The 15,683-nt window shown below is 41.5% G+C and carries 16 protein-coding genes, 4 tRNA genes and 1 pseudogene; 15 read left to right on the forward strand and 6 right to left on the reverse strand.

The features are described 5' to 3' along the window. Positions 1–25 precede the first annotated feature (25 nt). Positions 26–1,567 (forward strand): threonine ammonia-lyase, biosynthetic, encoded by a 1,542-nt coding sequence (gene ilvA / locus BKK47_RS05795; protein WP_077493955.1) that lies wholly within the window; start codon positions 26–28, stop codon positions 1,565–1,567. 228 nt (positions 1,568–1,795) lie between these two features. Here the strand turns inward: ilvA and BKK47_RS05800 are convergent, their stop codons facing one another. The 3 genes from BKK47_RS05800 to ansB all read right to left on the reverse strand — a co-directional run bounded on the left by BKK47_RS05800 (position 1,796) and on the right by ansB (position 5,077). Then, positions 1,796–2,431 carry a hypothetical protein gene (locus tag BKK47_RS05800; RefSeq protein WP_077493956.1) on the reverse strand — a complete coding sequence of 212 codons (636 nt, stop codon included), beginning with the start codon at positions 2,429–2,431 and terminating at the stop codon, positions 1,796–1,798. Positions 2,432–2,547: 116 nt separating this feature from the next. Further along, entirely contained in the window at positions 2,548–3,870 is a 1,323-nt protein-coding gene (locus BKK47_RS05805; protein WP_077493957.1) for an anaerobic C4-dicarboxylate transporter, read from the reverse strand. Between the two features lie 157 nt (positions 3,871–4,027). Next, positions 4,028–5,077: an L-asparaginase 2 gene (gene ansB, locus BKK47_RS05810; protein ID WP_077493958.1), complete on the reverse strand. Its 1,050-nt coding sequence runs from the start codon at positions 5,075–5,077 to the stop codon at positions 4,028–4,030. Positions 5,078–5,313: 236 nt separating this feature from the next. Here ansB and BKK47_RS05815 point away from each other — a divergent pair, with 236 nt between their 5' ends. From BKK47_RS05815 to BKK47_RS05835, 5 genes and pseudogenes are all read left to right on the forward strand, one after another. After that, positions 5,314–5,760 carry a rhodanese-like domain-containing protein gene (locus BKK47_RS05815; RefSeq protein ID WP_077493959.1) on the forward strand — a complete coding sequence of 149 codons (447 nt, stop codon included), beginning with the start codon at positions 5,314–5,316 and terminating at the stop codon, positions 5,758–5,760. Positions 5,761–5,771: 11 nt separating this feature from the next. Continuing rightward, a complete protein-coding gene (gene secB / locus BKK47_RS05820; RefSeq protein WP_077493960.1) occupies positions 5,772–6,284 on the forward strand; it encodes a protein-export chaperone SecB in 513 nt (170 codons plus the stop codon). A 53-nt stretch (positions 6,285–6,337) separates the two neighbouring features. After that, positions 6,338–7,342 (forward strand): NAD(P)H-dependent glycerol-3-phosphate dehydrogenase, encoded by a 1,005-nt coding sequence (gene gpsA / locus BKK47_RS05825; protein ID WP_077493961.1) that lies wholly within the window; start codon positions 6,338–6,340, stop codon positions 7,340–7,342. A 9-nt stretch (positions 7,343–7,351) separates the two neighbouring features. Further along, positions 7,352–8,149 (forward strand): serine O-acetyltransferase, encoded by a 798-nt coding sequence (gene cysE / locus BKK47_RS05830; RefSeq protein WP_077493962.1) that lies wholly within the window; start codon positions 7,352–7,354, stop codon positions 8,147–8,149. Between the two features lie 7 nt (positions 8,150–8,156). After that, positions 8,157–8,974 (forward strand): annotated as a pseudogene (locus tag BKK47_RS05835) (shikimate 5-dehydrogenase). 56 nt (positions 8,975–9,030) lie between these two features. Here the strand turns inward: BKK47_RS05835 and udp are convergent. Beyond that, on the reverse strand, positions 9,031–9,789 hold the full coding sequence (gene udp, locus BKK47_RS05840) for a uridine phosphorylase (protein WP_077493963.1): 759 nt from the start codon (positions 9,787–9,789) through the stop codon (positions 9,031–9,033). A 52-nt stretch (positions 9,790–9,841) separates the two neighbouring features. Continuing rightward, on the reverse strand, positions 9,842–11,341 hold the full coding sequence (locus tag BKK47_RS05845; RefSeq protein ID WP_077493964.1) for a helicase HerA-like domain-containing protein: 1,500 nt from the start codon (positions 11,339–11,341) through the stop codon (positions 9,842–9,844). Positions 11,342–11,460: 119 nt separating this feature from the next. Here BKK47_RS05845 and BKK47_RS05850 point away from each other — a divergent pair, with 119 nt between their 5' ends. Genes BKK47_RS05850 through dtd form a run of 4 tightly spaced genes read left to right on the forward strand, consistent with a single transcriptional unit; the run spans position 11,461 to position 13,862 of the window. Beyond that, the gene (locus BKK47_RS05850; RefSeq protein ID WP_077493965.1) at positions 11,461–12,135 is read left to right on the forward strand and encodes an MOSC domain-containing protein; all 675 of its coding nucleotides are present in this window, start codon (positions 11,461–11,463) and stop codon (positions 12,133–12,135) included. Continuing rightward, the gene (locus BKK47_RS05855) at positions 12,125–12,598 is read left to right on the forward strand and encodes a YchJ family protein (RefSeq protein ID WP_077493966.1); all 474 of its coding nucleotides are present in this window, start codon (positions 12,125–12,127) and stop codon (positions 12,596–12,598) included. Before BKK47_RS05850 ends, BKK47_RS05855 begins: the two co-directional genes overlap by 11 nt. Further along, positions 12,595–13,431, forward strand: coding sequence for a virulence factor BrkB family protein (locus BKK47_RS05860; protein WP_077493967.1), 837 nt, complete (start codon positions 12,595–12,597; stop codon positions 13,429–13,431). Before BKK47_RS05855 ends, BKK47_RS05860 begins: the two co-directional genes overlap by 4 nt. Continuing rightward, positions 13,428–13,862, forward strand: a complete 435-nt coding sequence (dtd, locus tag BKK47_RS05865; RefSeq protein WP_077493968.1) for a D-aminoacyl-tRNA deacylase — start codon at positions 13,428–13,430, stop codon at positions 13,860–13,862. The genes BKK47_RS05860 and dtd overlap by 4 nt, the downstream gene beginning before the upstream one ends. Before the next feature lie 56 nt (positions 13,863–13,918). On the opposite strand, the gene coaA is transcribed toward dtd, so the two are convergent. Next, entirely contained in the window at positions 13,919–14,854 is a 936-nt protein-coding gene (gene coaA / locus BKK47_RS05870; RefSeq protein ID WP_077493969.1) for a type I pantothenate kinase, read from the reverse strand. A 214-nt stretch (positions 14,855–15,068) separates the two neighbouring features. Between coaA and BKK47_RS05875 the strand changes: the two genes are divergently transcribed. The 5 genes from BKK47_RS05875 to BKK47_RS05895 form a co-directional block, all read left to right on the forward strand. Beyond that, positions 15,069–15,144: transfer RNA gene (locus BKK47_RS05875), tRNA-Thr, on the forward strand. Between the two features lie 30 nt (positions 15,145–15,174). Further along, positions 15,175–15,259: transfer RNA gene (locus BKK47_RS05880), tRNA-Tyr, on the forward strand. A 42-nt stretch (positions 15,260–15,301) separates the two neighbouring features. Further along, a tRNA-Gly gene (locus tag BKK47_RS05885) sits at positions 15,302–15,376 on the forward strand. A 3-nt stretch (positions 15,377–15,379) separates the two neighbouring features. After that, positions 15,380–15,455: transfer RNA gene (locus BKK47_RS05890), tRNA-Thr, on the forward strand. Positions 15,456–15,558: 103 nt separating this feature from the next. Continuing rightward, positions 15,559–15,683, forward strand: a 125-nt coding sequence (locus BKK47_RS05895) for a GTP-binding protein (protein ID WP_230589789.1), incomplete at its 3' end; no start/stop codon positions are given.

A 15,683-nucleotide genomic window follows, 5' to 3' on the forward strand; every position in this document is an offset into this window, starting at 1 on the left:
AATATGAAGTCAATAAAATAAGATTATGAAAAATCTACTTACTAACCCACAACCGAGCCAAAACGATTATATCAATGCGATTGTTAGACTTGGCTCACGCGTCTATGAAGCGGCAACGGTCACACCGTTACAAAAAATGGGCAAATTGTCCGAACGTCTTCACAATAATATTTGGATTAAACGGGAAGATCGCCAGCCGGTAAATAGCTTTAAATTGCGTGGTGCCTATGCGATGATTTCGAGCCTTTCAGCGGAACAAAAAGCGGCAGGCGTGATCGCTGCTTCAGCAGGTAACCACGCACAAGGTGTCGCCTTATCCGCCAAAGAACTTGGCTTAAAAGCATTAATCGTTATGCCACAAAATACGCCAAGCATTAAAGTGGATGCGGTGCGTGGTTTCGGTGGCGAAGTGTTATTACACGGTGCGAATTTTGATGAGGCAAAAGCCAAGGCGATTGCCCTTTCCAAAGAAAAAAATATGACCTTTATTCCGCCTTTTGATCATCCGCTTGTGATTGCCGGACAAGGCACATTGGCGATGGAAATGTTGCAGCAGGTGGCGGATTTGGATTATGTCTTCGTACAAGTCGGCGGCGGCGGTTTGGCGGCGGGTGTCGCAATCCTGTTAAAACAGTTTATGCCGGACATCAAAGTGATTGGTGTGGAATCCAAAGATTCAGCCTGCTTGAATGCCGCCCTCGAAAAAGGCGAACCTACCGATCTCGCCCATGTGGGATTATTTGCAGACGGCGTAGCAGTGAAACGCATTGGTGATGAAACTTTCCGATTATGCCGTCAATATCTTGACGATATGGTGCTTGTTGATAGTGATGAAGTGTGTGCAGCAATGAAAGATTTATTTGAAAATGTGCGTGCCGTTTCCGAACCCTCCGGTGCATTGGGGTTAGCCGGTTTGAAGAAATATGTGAAAAAACATCATATTGAAAATAAAAATATGGCGGCAATTTTATCCGGTGCAAACCTGAATTTTCATACACTACGCTATGTATCCGAACGTTGTGAAATTGGTGAAAATCGTGAAGCCTTACTTGCCGTCACTATGCCGGAGCAACCGGGGAGTTTCTTAAAATTCGTTCAAGTACTGGGAAATCGTGCGGTGACAGAATTTAGTTATCGCTATGCCGATGACAAACGCGCTTGTATTTTTGTCGGGGTGCGAACCTTTGATGAAGCGGAAAAATCGGACATTATCACCGATCTCATACAAAATGGTTTTGATGTGGAAGATATGTCTGATGATGATATTGCGAAAACCCACGTGCGATATTTAATGGGCGGACGTGCCGCTAACCCGAGCGAACGTTTATATACCTTTGAATTTCCGGAACAAAAAGGGGCGTTATTAAAATTCTTAGAAACTTTGCAAAACCGTTGGAATATTTCGCTTTTCCATTATCGTGCACACGGTGCGGACTATGGCAATATTCTTGCCGGCTTTCAGTTAGGAGAAACGGCACAAGCCGAGTTTGAGGATGCGTTGGAAAAACTCAATTATGTTTACGAAGATGTAACCGAAAGTAAATCTTATCGTTATTTCTTGCGCTAAAAACAAGGTAAAAAAATACCGCACTTTATATCTAAAAGTGCGGTTATTTTTTTCGGTATTATGCAGCAGTTGCACAAATCTGTTTTTTGGTTAGCTTGTAGGGGTACACTGAGTGTGTCCAAATTTTAACATATTGAAATGATTTGATTTTATAACGGACACACGCAGTGTGTCCCTACATGTCGTTGAAATTTCTATTTTTGTGCATTTGCTACATAATACTCATTTTTATTTTACAAATTCACTAAATTCCAATTCATAGTCATCGCCATCTCGAGAATATTTAATATAGCGGGGGAATTGTTCTCCGGTAAATTTTTTCACCATAATATCTTTATTGCCGGTTTTGAACGTGTAAGTGATTTCTGTCACTTTTTGTTTATTGTATTCAACTTGTTTTTCACTTTTCTTCACCTTCACATTTTCCATCGGATAGAGTTTTTTTCCATTAGTAATTTGGAAACTGTTTGGTAGTTTATCGTAGTAACTTAGTTGGAAAGCCATAGTGAATAAATCGAAAGTCGGTAATTTTAGTGGCTCGGTTTTTAAGCTGTCTTTTATTTTGCCGTACTCAATCGTTGTGGGGGAGATTTTAGAAACCGAGTAAACTTTTCCATTACGGCTATCTTGATAATTTACCATGTTAAATTGATTGGTGGTTTGTGTACCACGTGAGTTGAATACGATATTGTACAGTGGGATATTAATTTTGGCGTTCACCGAATATTGCGTACCATCCGCTTTAAAATGTACATAAGCCGGCATTAAATAGTTAGAGCTGTATTTGATATTGTAATCCGCAGCAGACCAAGCATTGGGAATATAAGCTGCAAGCGCAATAAAAAGAATTTTAATAAGTTTCATCAATGTTCCTTATAAAAAAATAAATATGTTCATTTAGAGTTATGTTTTATAGATAAGTTCGCGAAGATAAAAAACGGTGCAACACGCACCGTTTTTGTTCGCTAATATAGAGCTGGTTAGAGAAGAACATTAGCGAGTAATAAACCAATCACCACGCTAAATACCATACTTAATAAGCCCGGCAACATAAAGCTATGGTTGAAAATGTATTTACCGATTTTGGTTGTACCGGTGGTATCAAAGTCAATAGAGGCAATAATCGGACCGTAGTTTGGTACGAAGAAATAACCGTTTACTGCCACAAATACCCCGATTAATACCGGTGCCGGAATGCCAAGTGCAATACCTAGTGGGAATAAAGTTGCCACAGTGGCGCCTTGGCTATTGACCAGTACGGAAAGCACAAATAATGCCAATGCAAATGTCCATGGAGCGGTTTCGACTAAACCTTTCACCATATCTTTTACTTCCGTCATATGCGCTTGCATTAATGTATCGCCCAACCAAGCAATACCAAAAATTGCAATAACTGCACGCATACCGGCATGGAAAACCGAACCTTTGGTGATTTCCGTGCTGTCCGGTTTACAGGTTAAGACGATTAATGAGCCGATTGATAGCATAATAATTTCAATCGTGTGTGCCATTCCCATCGGTTTTCCATCAAACATTGGACGGAGAGAAGGTATAGCACCCATTAACACCACAAGTAATGCGCCGAATAAGAAGAGAGAAACAGAAATTTTAGCCGTTTTGCTCACTTCCAGTTCTTTTATATCCGTCGTAGAGTTAAAGGCATCGGCATATTTTGGATCTTTTAAACGACGTTGATATTCAGGATCATCTTTAAGTTCTTTCCCCATTTTGTTTACAAAAATACAAGCAAGGAAGATACCTAAAAGGGTTGCCGGAATTGTTACCATTAACACATCACCAAGATGAATCCCTTGTGGTTCAAGATAAGCCACTACCGCAACCACTGCCGCCGCAATCGGGCTTGCAACAATAGCAAATTGTGAAGCGATAACCGCCATTGAAAGCGGACGCTCCGGACGAATACCGTTTTGACGGCTTACTTCTGCGATAACCGGTAATACCGAATAAGCCACATGACCGGTACCGGCTAAGAAAGTAAACAACCAAGTTACAGCCGGAGCGATGAAAGTAATGTGTTTTGGATTACGGCGTAAAATTTTTGTCGCGATTTTGATCATATAATCTAGACCGCCGGCCGCTTGCATTGCCGCCGCAGCCGCTACCACCGCCATAATCATAAACATCACATCAATCGGTAAACCCGCCGGTTTCAAGCCAAAGCCAAAGGAAAGAATAGCGAGACCTAAACCACCGAATACACCGAGACCGATACCACCTACGCGTGCACCCACAAGGATACACAATAGCACGATGGCAAATTGTAGTAAGAACATTGCAGACATACTGCCCCCTAAGTTAAAAAATAAACCGTTATATTGCTAATAGAAACCGCAGCCAATATAGCAACAAATAGGTACGGATTCTATAATTTAGATCAAGAAACCTGTTTCTTAATATGAAAAGTACGGTGGAAAATAACCGCACTTTTCATTTGCCGAATTAGAAATCTTCAAAATATTGTTGAATAACTTTTGGATCTTTGGTTTGCGTTAAAGCAAGTTGTAATAACACGCGTGCTTTTTGCGGATTCAAAGTACCGGAAGCGACAAAGCCATATTGAGAGTCATCCACTTCAGCATCACGCGTCGTATAACCCGTCGGCACTCGAGAAGAACGCACGACAGACACGCCGTCTTTTGCCGCTTTTTCTAAGCGTTCCAAATGAGCGGCATTTAGGTTACCATTCCCGACCCCAGCCGTAACAATACCTTGGTAGCCCGCATCCAGCAATGCATTTAACGGCTCAATTGGCGCATTAGAATAGGCATAAACAATCCCCACTTTTGGTAAACTGTCTAATTTTTCCACATCAAATGGCGTGTTTACCGTATGTTTGCTTTCCGGTGAACGTTCATAATCAACTTTACTGTTATGAATATAGCCTAATGCACCAAAATTTGGTGAATGGAATGTTTGCACGGCGGTTGTACTGGTTTTCGTGACATCACGTGCACCAAGAACCTCATTATTCATCGCAACAAGTACACCACGACCGGCAGATTTTTTATCTGTCGCAACAACGACGGCGTTATATAAATTTAATGGACCGTCCGCACTCTTTTCGGTAGCAGGACGCATCGCCCCTACAAGAACAACCGGTTTTTCACATTTTACTGTGAGATCTAAGAAATAGGCGGTTTCTTCCATGGTATCGGTACCATGTGTAATCACAAAACCATCGGTATCTTTGCATTGCGCATTAATCGCTTTAGCAAGCTTTAACCAGACCTCATCATTCATATCTTGCGAACCGATTTTCACAATTTGTTCACCTTTGATATTGGCGATATTTTTCATTTCCGGCACCGCATCAATTAACGTATCAATATTAAGTTGTCCGGCTTTGTAGGCAGAATTAACCGCACTTTGCCCACTGCCGGCAATTGTACCGCCTGTCGCAAGAATAGTAATATTTGGCAACTCTGCCGCATTCACTACAGAAACGCTAAAACCCAGTACTAAAGAAAACGCCAATTTGTTTAATTTCATAGGAAACTCCATAAGAATAATAAAAAGAGAACGCCTTGTTATCTTCCAACTAAATTAAATAGGATGGAATCATAAAAAGAGAAATTTATGATCACGATCACAAAAACAATTTGTAATTGGATAAGCTTTCAACAGCCTTTTATTCTTTTTAGAATTTTTTTGAAAGAAAACTAAAGTGCGGTTATACTTAAGCCCTATTTCAGCCTAAATTTAACTAACATTATATTGAGACAACAATGCAAGAGTTTCTGCCTGATGCAATTCAATTTGCACAAAAACACACCTTATTAACCGTTTCTTGGTTTGCGATTTTCGCTATGGTGATTTACACCTTTTTTAAATCGGCAACAGAAAAATTTAAAGTAATTCCACACCCTGAAGTGATTCGTTTAATCAACAATGAAGATGCCGTTGTACTCGATCTTCGTACCTTAGATGAATTTCAACGTGGGCATATTATTAATAGTATCAATTTACTTCCAAGCGATATAAAAAATGCCAACCTCGGCAAAATTGAACAACACAAAGAAAAACCATTAGTTTTGGTGGATGTCAATGGCGTATCGGCGCCGGCATCCGCAGCATTACTCGTGAAACAAGGCTTTGCACGCGTTTATATATTAAAAGAAGGGATTTCCGCTTGGATGGGCGCAAATTTACCTATTGTTAAAAAACACAAATAAGGAACAACATTATGTCAGAACAAAACCAACAACCTGAAGTGGCTACGGAAGAATCACAAGCCGTATTACAAATTCAGCGTATTTACGTCAAAGATGTTTCTTTTGAAGCGCCGAACCTTCCGCATATTTTTCATCAAGAATGGAAACCTAAACTCGGTTTTGACCTAAGTACTGAAACCGTGCAATTAGGCGATGATTTATATGAAGTAACACTTAACATTACAGTGGAAACCACATTGGAAGATTCCGGTGATCTTGCTTTCCTCTGTGAAGTAAAACAGGCGGGCGTATTCACGATTAGTGGTTTGGAAGAGGTGCAAATGGCACATTGCTTAACCTCACAATGTCCGAATATGTTGTTCCCTTATGCCCGTGAACTCGTTTCAAGCCTAGTGAACCGTGGCACATTCCCGGCATTAAATCTTTCTCCGGTGAACTTTGATGCGTTATTCATTGAATATATGAACCGTCAGCAAGAAGCAGGAAATGCCCAAGCTGAAGAAACGAAAGAAACGCAACATTAATTCTTGATAAAAAAGGGTAAGTTTAGGCTTGCCCTTTATTTTTTGGGGAAAATATGCAACCTCAATCACCTATTACCGTACTTGGCGCCGGCTCCTATGGCACCGCATTGGCAATATCGTTCTCACGTAACGGATCGCCGACTTATCTTTGGGGGCATAGTCCTACGCATATTGAGCAAATGCGACTTGAACGTCAAAATCGGCGTTTCTTGCCCGATATTGTATTTCCTGAAGAATTACATTTAGAAGATGATTTGGCACAATCACTCCATCAGTCACAAGATATTTTAATCGTTGTACCAAGTCATGCCTTTAACGAAATTCTCGCTAAAATCCGACCGCACTTACAGCCTCATCATCGTCTTATTTGGGCAACCAAAGGGCTGGAACGAAACACCGGGCGGCTTTTACAAACCGTAGTGGAAGAACAACTGGGAACAAATTATCCCCTTGCCGTGCTTTCCGGCCCCACCTTTGCCAAAGAACTGGCACAAGGCCTCCCCACAGCGATCACCCTTGCTTCCAATAACGAACAATTTGCCCTTGAATTTCAAGCCCGCATTCATTGCAGCAAGCATTTTCGAGTGTATGTGAACTCCGATATGATCGGTGTGCAGCTTGGTGGGGCGATTAAAAATGTGATTGCCATTGGTGCAGGCATTTCCGATGGTATGGGGTTTGGCGCTAACGCACGAACCGCATTAATTACCCGAGGTATTGCAGAAATCAGCCGATTGGGCGTTTCGTTAGGGGCAAATCCCAATACTTTTATGGGTATGTCCGGTTTAGGTGATCTCGTTTTAACCTGCACCGATAATCAATCACGCAATCGCCGTTTTGGGCTTATGCTAGGCGAAGGATTGAATGCACAAACGGCAATGGACAATATCGGACAGGTCGTGGAAGGTTTTTACAACACAAAAGAGGCGTACTTGCTCGCTCAACGTCAAGGCGTGGAAATGCCCATTACAGAACAAATTTACCAAATTCTCTTTTGTGGTAAAAATGCACAAGATGTGGTTCGTAGTTTACTTGGGCGTGAACGAAAAGGCGAATAAGGAGGAAAAATGACATTAGAAGTATGGCAACATATTCGTCAAGAGGCGAAAACATTGGCAGAGCACGAACCCATGCTTGCAAGCTTTTTTCATTCTACGATTTTAAAACATCAAAATTTGGGGAATGCGTTAAGTTATTTGCTCGCCAATAAATTAGCTAACCCGATTATGCCGGCAATCTCTTTGCGTGAAATCATTGAAGAAGCCTATTTAGCCGAACCGGCGATTATTGATTATGCCGCTTGCGATATTAAAGCGGTGCGCCAACGAGATCCTGCCGTGGAATTATGGTCCACCCCATTACTTTATTTAAAAGGATTTCACGCCATTCAAAGCTATCGAATTACCCATTATTTATGGCAACAAGATCGAAAAGCGCTCGCCCTCTATTTACAAAATCAAATTTCTGTGGCTTTTGATGTGGATATCCACCCCGCCGCCAAAATTGGTCACGGCATTATGTTCGACCACGCTACAGGTATTGTGGTAGGGGAAACATCTATTATTGAAAATGATGTATCCATTCTACAAGGCGTTACCTTAGGCGGAACGGGTAAAGAATCCGGTGATCGTCATCCGAAAGTGCGGGAAGGCGTGATGATTGGCGCCGGAGCAAAAATACTCGGCAATATTGAAGTAGGCAAATATGCCAAAATCGGCGCAAATTCCGTCGTGCTTCAAGCTGTACCGGAATATGCCACTGCCGCAGGCGTACCGGCACGTATTATTGGCAAAGACAAAGCCGCCAAACCGGCATTTGAAATGAACCAATATTTTATTGATGATGGGATGAATTTAAATATTTGAGGTAAAAATGATCAATAAAGACACCCAACTCTGTATGTCTCTTTCCGGCAGACCGGGAAATTTTGGCACCACATTTCATAATTATTTATATGAAAAACTTGGGCTTAACTTTATTTATAAAGCTTTTACTACACAAGATATTGAACACGCGGTGAAAGGTGTGCGTGCTCTAGGTATTCGGGGCTGTGCCGTGTCTATGCCGTTCAAAGAAAGCTGTATGCCGTTTTTAGATGAAATTCACCCTTCCGCCCAAACCATTGAATCGGTGAATACCATTGTAAATGACAATGGCTTTTTACGTGCTTATAACACCGATTACATTGCAATTGTGAAATTAATTGAGAAATATCAATTAGATAAAAATGCACGGGTCATCGTACAGGGTAGCGGAGGGATGGCAAAAGCCGTTATCGCTGCATTTAAAAACAGCGGTTTTAATGATTTAAAAGTGTATGCCAGAAATGAAAAAAACAGGTAAATATTTGAGCGCACTTTACGGTTATGAATATATCAATTGCTTAGAAAATCAGCAGGCGGATATTTTAGTCAATGTCACCCCAATTGGGATGAAAGGAGGAAAAGAAGAGATGGTTCTCGCTTTTCCTAAAGCAATGATTGATACGGCAAATGTTGCCTTTGATGTGGTAGCAATCCCAGCAGAAACACCATTCATTCAATATGCGGAAAGTCAAGGAAAACAAACCATTTCCGGGGCAGAGGTGATTGTTTTACAGGCGGTGGAACAATTTGAACTCTATACCCCACCAACGCCCAAGCGATGAATTGATTGATGAAGCGGCAGCCTTTGCGAGAGCGAACAGTTAAAAGTGCGGTTAAAAATAAAGGCATTTTTGAACTTCCAAAAACGCCTTTTTATCATATTAGGCTAATAATTTTCTCACCCCTTCTACCACCACGGAAATGGCTTTTTCTTCGCTGGCTTTTATAGTGGCTTCATTTGGGATTTCTTGTTGCGTGCGATTCACGATCACTCCTGAAACCATACCTGCACGTAAACCTAGGGCACTACACATGGTAAACAAGGTTGCGGATTCCATCTCAAAATTCATCACATTAAGATCCTGCCATTGTTTGAGTAAGCCTTGGTAATCACGATAAATCTTTCCACTGTAAGTGTCATAACGTTCTTGACCCGGATAGAAGGTGTCTGATGAAGCGGTGATGCCGACAAAAGGCTCAATACCTTGTTCTTTCGCCGCATTGTAAAGGGCGGTAGTACACTCAAAATTGGCGACGGCCGGATATTCCAATGGGGCAAAATGTTTGCTTGCACCGTCTAAACGTACTGCACCGGTAGTGACGAGAATATCGCCTACATTAATGTGCGGTTGGATCGCACCGGTAGTACCGATTCGTAAAAAAGTACGAACACCGAGTTGGGCTAATTCTTCCACGCAAATAGAGACGGACGGGCCGCCAATACCGGTAGAACACACCACAACGGGTTGTCCGTTTAAATAACCTAACCACGAGGTAAATTCTCGGGTACTGGTGAGGAACTCAGGATTATCAAGGTGTTTGGCAATACGTTCGCTACGAGCGGGATCGCCTGGAACGATGGCGATGGTTGCTCCTTTTAATTGTGCTTTGGTTAAGTTTAAATGAAATACCTCTGACATAGTTGTCTCCTTAATTTAAATTTAGCGGTAAAAATGACCGCACTTTGGTTTGTTATTTTTTTAATGCGCCTAAAATACCACGCATAATTTGTTTGGTGACTTCATTGCGAATATTTCTCCCTACAGATTTTGCAACGCTATTCACCATTTGTTCTGTCGGGCTTAATTTATCGCCCCGTTTTTTCGTGCCGAAAATCATACGGCTGAGGCTGCCTAAAATGCCGTTTTCTTCTTCCTCTTGAGCTTGCTCCGCTTGTTTTTTTTGCACGGCGGCAAGATCGGCTTGTGCATTTAAGACTTCAAAGGCAGATTCGTTATCCACATAATCTTTGTAGAACGGATAAAGCTCATCATCTTTTACCCAGGTGGTTCGTTCTTCGCCTGAAAGGGGGGAAAGTTGGCTTTTCGGTGGGTAAATATAGGCAATTTCAACAGGGGTTGGCATACCTTTTTCGTCTAAGAAAGAGACCAATGCCTGCCCTACGCCAAGTGTCGAAATGCTTTCTACTACATTGACCGCTGGGTTGGCACGGAAGGTTTCGGCTGCGGATTTTACCGCTTTTTGATCACGTGGTGTGAAAGCACGTAATGCGTGTTGTACACGGTTACCCAATTGACCTAAAACCGTATCCGGTAAATCTAATGGATTTTGTGTGACAAAATAGATGCCAACACCCTTAGAACGAATTAAACGTACCACTTTTTCGACTTTTTCCACCAATACTGCTGGGGCATCGTCAAATAATAAATGTGCCTCATCAAAAAACATGACGAATTTAGGTTTATCCGGATCACCCACTTCCGGTAATTGCTCAAATAATTCGGACATTAACCATAATAAGAACGCACTATACATTCTTGGTGAATTAATCAGTTGCTCCGAATTTAAAACATTAATCACGCCACGTCCATCACGGGTTTGTAACCAGTCGTCAAGATTAAGGGCGGGTTCACCGAATAAATTTGCCGCTCCCTCATTTTCAAGGGTAAGCAATGCACGTTGAATTGCCCCCACACTCGCCGCAGAGACATTGCCGTATTCCACTTGGAAGGTTTTGGCATTTTCTGCTACGTATTTCAGCATCGCACGGAGATCTTTTAAATCAATAACCAATAAGCCTTTATCATCTGCTACACGGAAAACCAGATTTAACAAACCTTCTTGTGTAGCATTGAGGTTTAACAGACGGGAAAGCAATAAAGGCCCCATCTCAGAAATGGTGGTGCGTAGCGGAATGCCTGTTTTACCAAACACATCCCAAAAAGAAACCGGATAGCCGTTCAAATAGTGTTCACCGCCTAAATTAAATTGTTCAATACGTTCGGCGATTTTACCGCTAAATTGTCCGTGATTAACCAAGCCTGAAAGATCGCCTTTCACATCCACTAAAAAAACCGGCACACCATCATCACTAAACGCCTCCGCAATTTTACGTAGGGTGACGGTTTTTCCCGTACCGGTCGCACCGGCAATTAATCCGTGCCGGTTTGCCATTTTGGCGGTAATACCCAGTGTTTTTCCCAGTTCTGTTCGGGCGAGATCATATTGCATAAATGTTCCTTTTTTTGTGTATTGATTGAACGAGATGATAAGGAAAAAACAAAGTGCGGTCAAAATTTAAGTGATTTTACGGTATAATTTTGTGCGTTTTTGTAAAAAGGGGAAATAAAATGTCCAAAGCGGAAATTTTGGTGATCAAAATTGGGGAGGTTGAGCCATTGACTTTTGCGGACGGTTCAACTTATGAAAGTGCAATCCGCAAACAGCCCGTATCATCAGTAAAAATCCACAAACTTGGCGCATATGGCAACGATGTGGGATTAAAAAAGCACCATGGCGGGGTGGATAAAGCGCTCTTTTTTATGTCTGATACGTCATTTTCTGCCTTAAACGAATTATTAGGCGAGCATTTTTCTTATAGCGGAACGGCAATATACGGCGAAAATTTTGTGGTATCGGGGTTTGATGAGGATTCCGTTTGTGTGGGCGATCGTTTTAAAATAGGCACCGCACTTTTGGAAGTGTCCCAACCCCGTAAACCCTGTGAGCGTTTATCGAAAAATACCAACAATTCAGAAACCCAAAAAACGATTTATTTTTCAGGTTGGACCGGTTGGTATGTGCGGGTAATTGAAGAAGGGGGAATTGCACAAGGTGATGAATTAATATTACAAAGCAGACCTTATCCGCAATTCACCATTCGCCACTTAAATCGTTTGTTATCAGGCAAACCAACAACGGAAGAATTAGAACAAGCGTTGGCTATTGAGGAATTAGCCGTGGCGTTTAAACGTTCGTTGAACTCGCAATTAAGTAAAATCAAGGCATACCAAAATGATCACTAAAACGACCGCACTTTGCCCTTGTCAATCCACAAAAAATTATGCTGATTGTTGTGGTGTATTTCATCATCAGCAAGCCTTACCGGAAACCGCAGAACAACTAATGCGTTCTCGTTATTCTGCCTATGTACTGAAAAACATTCCCTATATTGTGGAAACCACTGTGCCCAATCAACAATCTCAGTTAAATGTTCAAATCTTACAGGATTGGGCGGACAACACACAATGGCTTGGCTTACAGATTCGGAAAACGGAAACCTTAACAAAAAGCCAAAGTGCGGTGGAATTTAATGCTCTTTTTCAGGGGGAAGACGGGGAACAATCCCACCAAGAGCGGTCAATTTTTGTCAAAATTGAAGGTCGTTGGTATTTTGTTGATCCGACTGTCGTACTGCCAACGATGAAGCAACCTTGTGTTTGTGGCTCAGGTAAAAAATTTAAACATTGCTGTGGAGCGTGGTTATGACGGATTTCACTTTCTTTAAACAATTTTGGCTGCGTTTTAATGAAAATAAATTGACACAGGCTGCGGGCTCGCTCACTTATAGCACGATGTTGGCGATTGTGCCGTTAATTATGGTGATTTTCTCTATTTTTTCGGCATTTCCCGTATTTAACGAAGTCACCGGTGCATTAAAAGAATTTATTTTCACCAATTTTGCACCTTCTGCCGGTGATGTTGTCGGGCAATATATTGATGAGTTTGTGAATAATTCTAAGCAGATGAGTGCGGTGGGGATTGTGAGTTTAATTGCCGTGGCATTAATGTTGATTAATTCCATTGATCGCACCTTAAACGGCATTTGGCAAGATGCCAGCTCTCGTCCGATTTTTACCTCTTTTGCCATTTATTGGCTGATTTTAACCCTCGGGCCTTTGCTCATCGGTACAAGTATTGCTGCCAGTGCTTATGTAAAAACCATGTTTGAAACCTCGAAACATCTTTCTTTCGGTTTAAAACTCCTCAGTTTTGTGCCTTTTCTTTCTACTTGGTTTATTTTTACCGTGCTTTATACGGTGGTGCCGAATAAAAAAGTTAGTATTAAACATTCCGCAGCAGGGGCATTAATCGCCTCGGTGTTCTTCACCTTGGGTAAACAGGCTTTTGCTTGGTATATTGCTACTTTCCCTTCTTATCAATTGATTTACGGTGCGATGGCGACACTGCCGATTATGTTGCTCTGGATTCAATTAAGTTGGACGGTGGTTCTACTTGGCGCGCAACTCGCCGCCGTGTTAGCAGAGCTAAAGCGAGAAAAAGTGCGGTTAGAAAATGAAGAAATTAAGGAAATACCATGATTGCATTAATACAACGTGTTACACAGGCTCAAGTGGATGTGAAGGGTGAAACTGTCGGAAAAATTGGCAAAGGGTTATTAGTATTGCTTGGCGTAGAAAAAGAAGATGATCGCGTCAAAGCGGATAAACTTGCGGAAAAAGTGTTAAATTACCGCGTTTTTAGCGATGAAAACGACAAAATGAATTTGAATGTTCAGCAAGCCGACGGCGCATTATTGGTGGTGTCCCAATTCACTTTAGCCGCCGATACACAGAAAGGCTTGCGCCCGAGTTTTTCTAAAGGCGCAGATCCAACATTTGCAAAGGAACTTTATGACTATTTTTCACAAAAATGTGCTGAAAAAATTCAGGTTGAAAATGGGCGTTTTGCCACAGATATGCAAGTCAGCCTAACCAATGATGGGCCCGTCACTTTTTGGTTAAATGTATAAATAACGAGAGGAATAAAAGAGTGGTTAAGAAACAAAGTTGTTTTTAACCGCTCTTTTTATTTTCTGAGTTTGACTAATTCCACTGCGTGAGCCGCACCTTTTGTCAAAATGAGGTTTGCCCGTTCGCGGGTTGGTAAAATATTTTCCCGTAGGTTTAAACCATTTATACTTTCCCAAATTTGGGAGGCTGTGGAAACTGCCTCTTCTTCCGAAAGCGTGGCATAATGTTTAAAGTAGGAATCAGGGTTGCTAAAGGCACTTTGGCGGAATTTTAAGAATCGTTTGATATACCATTCTTTTAGTAAATTTTCTTCTGCATCCACATAAATTGAAAAATCCACAAAATCAGAAACGAAAATTTGATTACTTTTGTTTCCACCCGTTTGTAGTACATTCAATCCTTCTAAAATTAAAATGTCGGGCTGATTCACTTCGTTAAATTCATCAGGAATAATATCGTATGTGAGATGTGAATAGATCGGTGCTTTAACATTTTTATTACCGGATTTAATTTCAGCTAAAAAATGAATGAGCTTTGCCGTGTCATAAGAAACGGGAAATCCTTTTTTTTGCAGTAGATTATCCTGTTTCAGTTTTTCAAGCGGGTAGAGGAATCCGTCAGTCGTAATAAGATCAACTTTTCTTTCGTTCGACCAATGAGAAAGGAGTGATTGTAGAATTCGCGCAGAGGTACTTTTTCCCACCGCAACGCTACCTGCAATACTAATAATATAAGGGACTTTAGGACTTTGTCCGCCTAAAAAGCGATTGAGTACAGTCTGGCGACGGAGGTTTTCGTCAATATAATAGTTAATTAAACGAGCGAGTGGTAAATAAATAGTGCTCACTTCATCAAGGGAAAGCTCTTCATTAAAGCCAAGTAGCGGTTTAAGATCTTGTTCAGTGAGTTTTAATGGTACCGATTTTCTCAAGTTTGCCCATTGTTCCCGGCTAAAACTCAAAAATGGCGTGAGTTGGTTTGAAATTTCCACTATATAACGATAATGTTGTTGAAATATTGCTGAAAAATATACCCTATAACGCCTTGTTATGCATTGTTTTTCTCTCACTTGATGAAAATGACATCAAAATACGGGTGGTTTTGCTTGCAAATTAAACGAACAAGTAAAAAAATAAACTTTTTTAGAAAAAAGACTTGTCAGGCAAACTTTTTTCCATATAATACGCCTCACTTGCTTACGACACGCCGACTTAGCTCAGTAGGTAGAGCAACTGACTTGTAATCAGTAGGTCATCAGTTCGATTCCGATAGTCGGCACCATTCTTTCGTAAACAAGCATTCATTTAGCGTGGAGGGGTTCCCGAGCGGCCAAAGGGGGCAGACTGTAAATCTGTTGGCTCAGCCTTCGAAGGTTCGAATCCTTCTCCCTCCACCATCTTTTAGATGAATTCTGATGGGACAGATGAATTTAGGACTTGCGGGCATCGTATAATGGCTATTACCTTAGCCTTCCAAGCTAATGATGCGGGTTCGATTCCCGCTGCCCGCTCCAAACGCTGATATAGCTCAGTTGGTAGAGCGCACCCTTGGTAAGGGTGAGGTCGGCGGTTCAAATCCGCCTATCAGCACCAGCCTTAAAATTCTCTTCCTTTAAATTAAATAGTAAACAATTTTATTGGTTAATGTGGTTTATTTACCCATCGATAACCGTGTCTATTTAGAGGGACTCTTTAAATGTCTAAAGAAAAATTTGAACGTACAAAACCGCACGTAAACGTGGGTACAATCGGCCACGTTGACCACGGTAAAACAACTTTAACAGCAGCAATCACGACAGTGTTAGCAAAACACTACGGTGG

The sequence above is a fragment of the Rodentibacter mrazii genome, assembly GCF_001998825.1.
Classification (GTDB): domain Bacteria; phylum Pseudomonadota; class Gammaproteobacteria; order Enterobacterales; family Pasteurellaceae; genus Rodentibacter; species Rodentibacter mrazii.

Excerpts from the sequence above, each read along its gene's own strand:
- BKK47_RS05855 (WP_077493966.1), top strand. The coding sequence starts at position 12,125 with ATGATCACTAAAACGACCGCACTTTGCCCTTGTCAATCCACAAAAAAT.
- dtd (WP_077493968.1), top strand. The coding sequence starts at position 13,428 with ATGATTGCATTAATACAACGTGTTACACAGGCTCAAGTGGATGTGAAG.
- BKK47_RS05850 (WP_077493965.1), top strand. The coding sequence starts at position 11,461 with ATGTCCAAAGCGGAAATTTTGGTGATCAAAATTGGGGAGGTTGAGCCA.
- BKK47_RS05845 (WP_077493964.1), bottom strand. The coding sequence starts at position 11,341 with ATGCAATATGATCTCGCCCGAACAGAACTGGGAAAAACACTGGGTATT.
- cysE (WP_077493962.1), top strand. The coding sequence starts at position 7,352 with ATGACATTAGAAGTATGGCAACATATTCGTCAAGAGGCGAAAACATTG.
- BKK47_RS05860 (WP_077493967.1), top strand. The coding sequence starts at position 12,595 with ATGACGGATTTCACTTTCTTTAAACAATTTTGGCTGCGTTTTAATGAA.
- gpsA (WP_077493961.1), top strand. The coding sequence starts at position 6,338 with ATGCAACCTCAATCACCTATTACCGTACTTGGCGCCGGCTCCTATGGC.
- ilvA (WP_077493955.1), top strand. The coding sequence starts at position 26 with ATGAAAAATCTACTTACTAACCCACAACCGAGCCAAAACGATTATATC.
- secB (WP_077493960.1), top strand. The coding sequence starts at position 5,772 with ATGTCAGAACAAAACCAACAACCTGAAGTGGCTACGGAAGAATCACAA.
- BKK47_RS05815 (WP_077493959.1), top strand. The coding sequence starts at position 5,314 with ATGCAAGAGTTTCTGCCTGATGCAATTCAATTTGCACAAAAACACACC.
- ansB (WP_077493958.1), bottom strand. The coding sequence starts at position 5,077 with ATGAAATTAAACAAATTGGCGTTTTCTTTAGTACTGGGTTTTAGCGTT.
- BKK47_RS05800 (WP_077493956.1), bottom strand. The coding sequence starts at position 2,431 with ATGAAACTTATTAAAATTCTTTTTATTGCGCTTGCAGCTTATATTCCC.
- udp (WP_077493963.1), bottom strand. The coding sequence starts at position 9,789 with ATGTCAGAGGTATTTCATTTAAACTTAACCAAAGCACAATTAAAAGGA.
- BKK47_RS05805 (WP_077493957.1), bottom strand. The coding sequence starts at position 3,870 with ATGTCTGCAATGTTCTTACTACAATTTGCCATCGTGCTATTGTGTATC.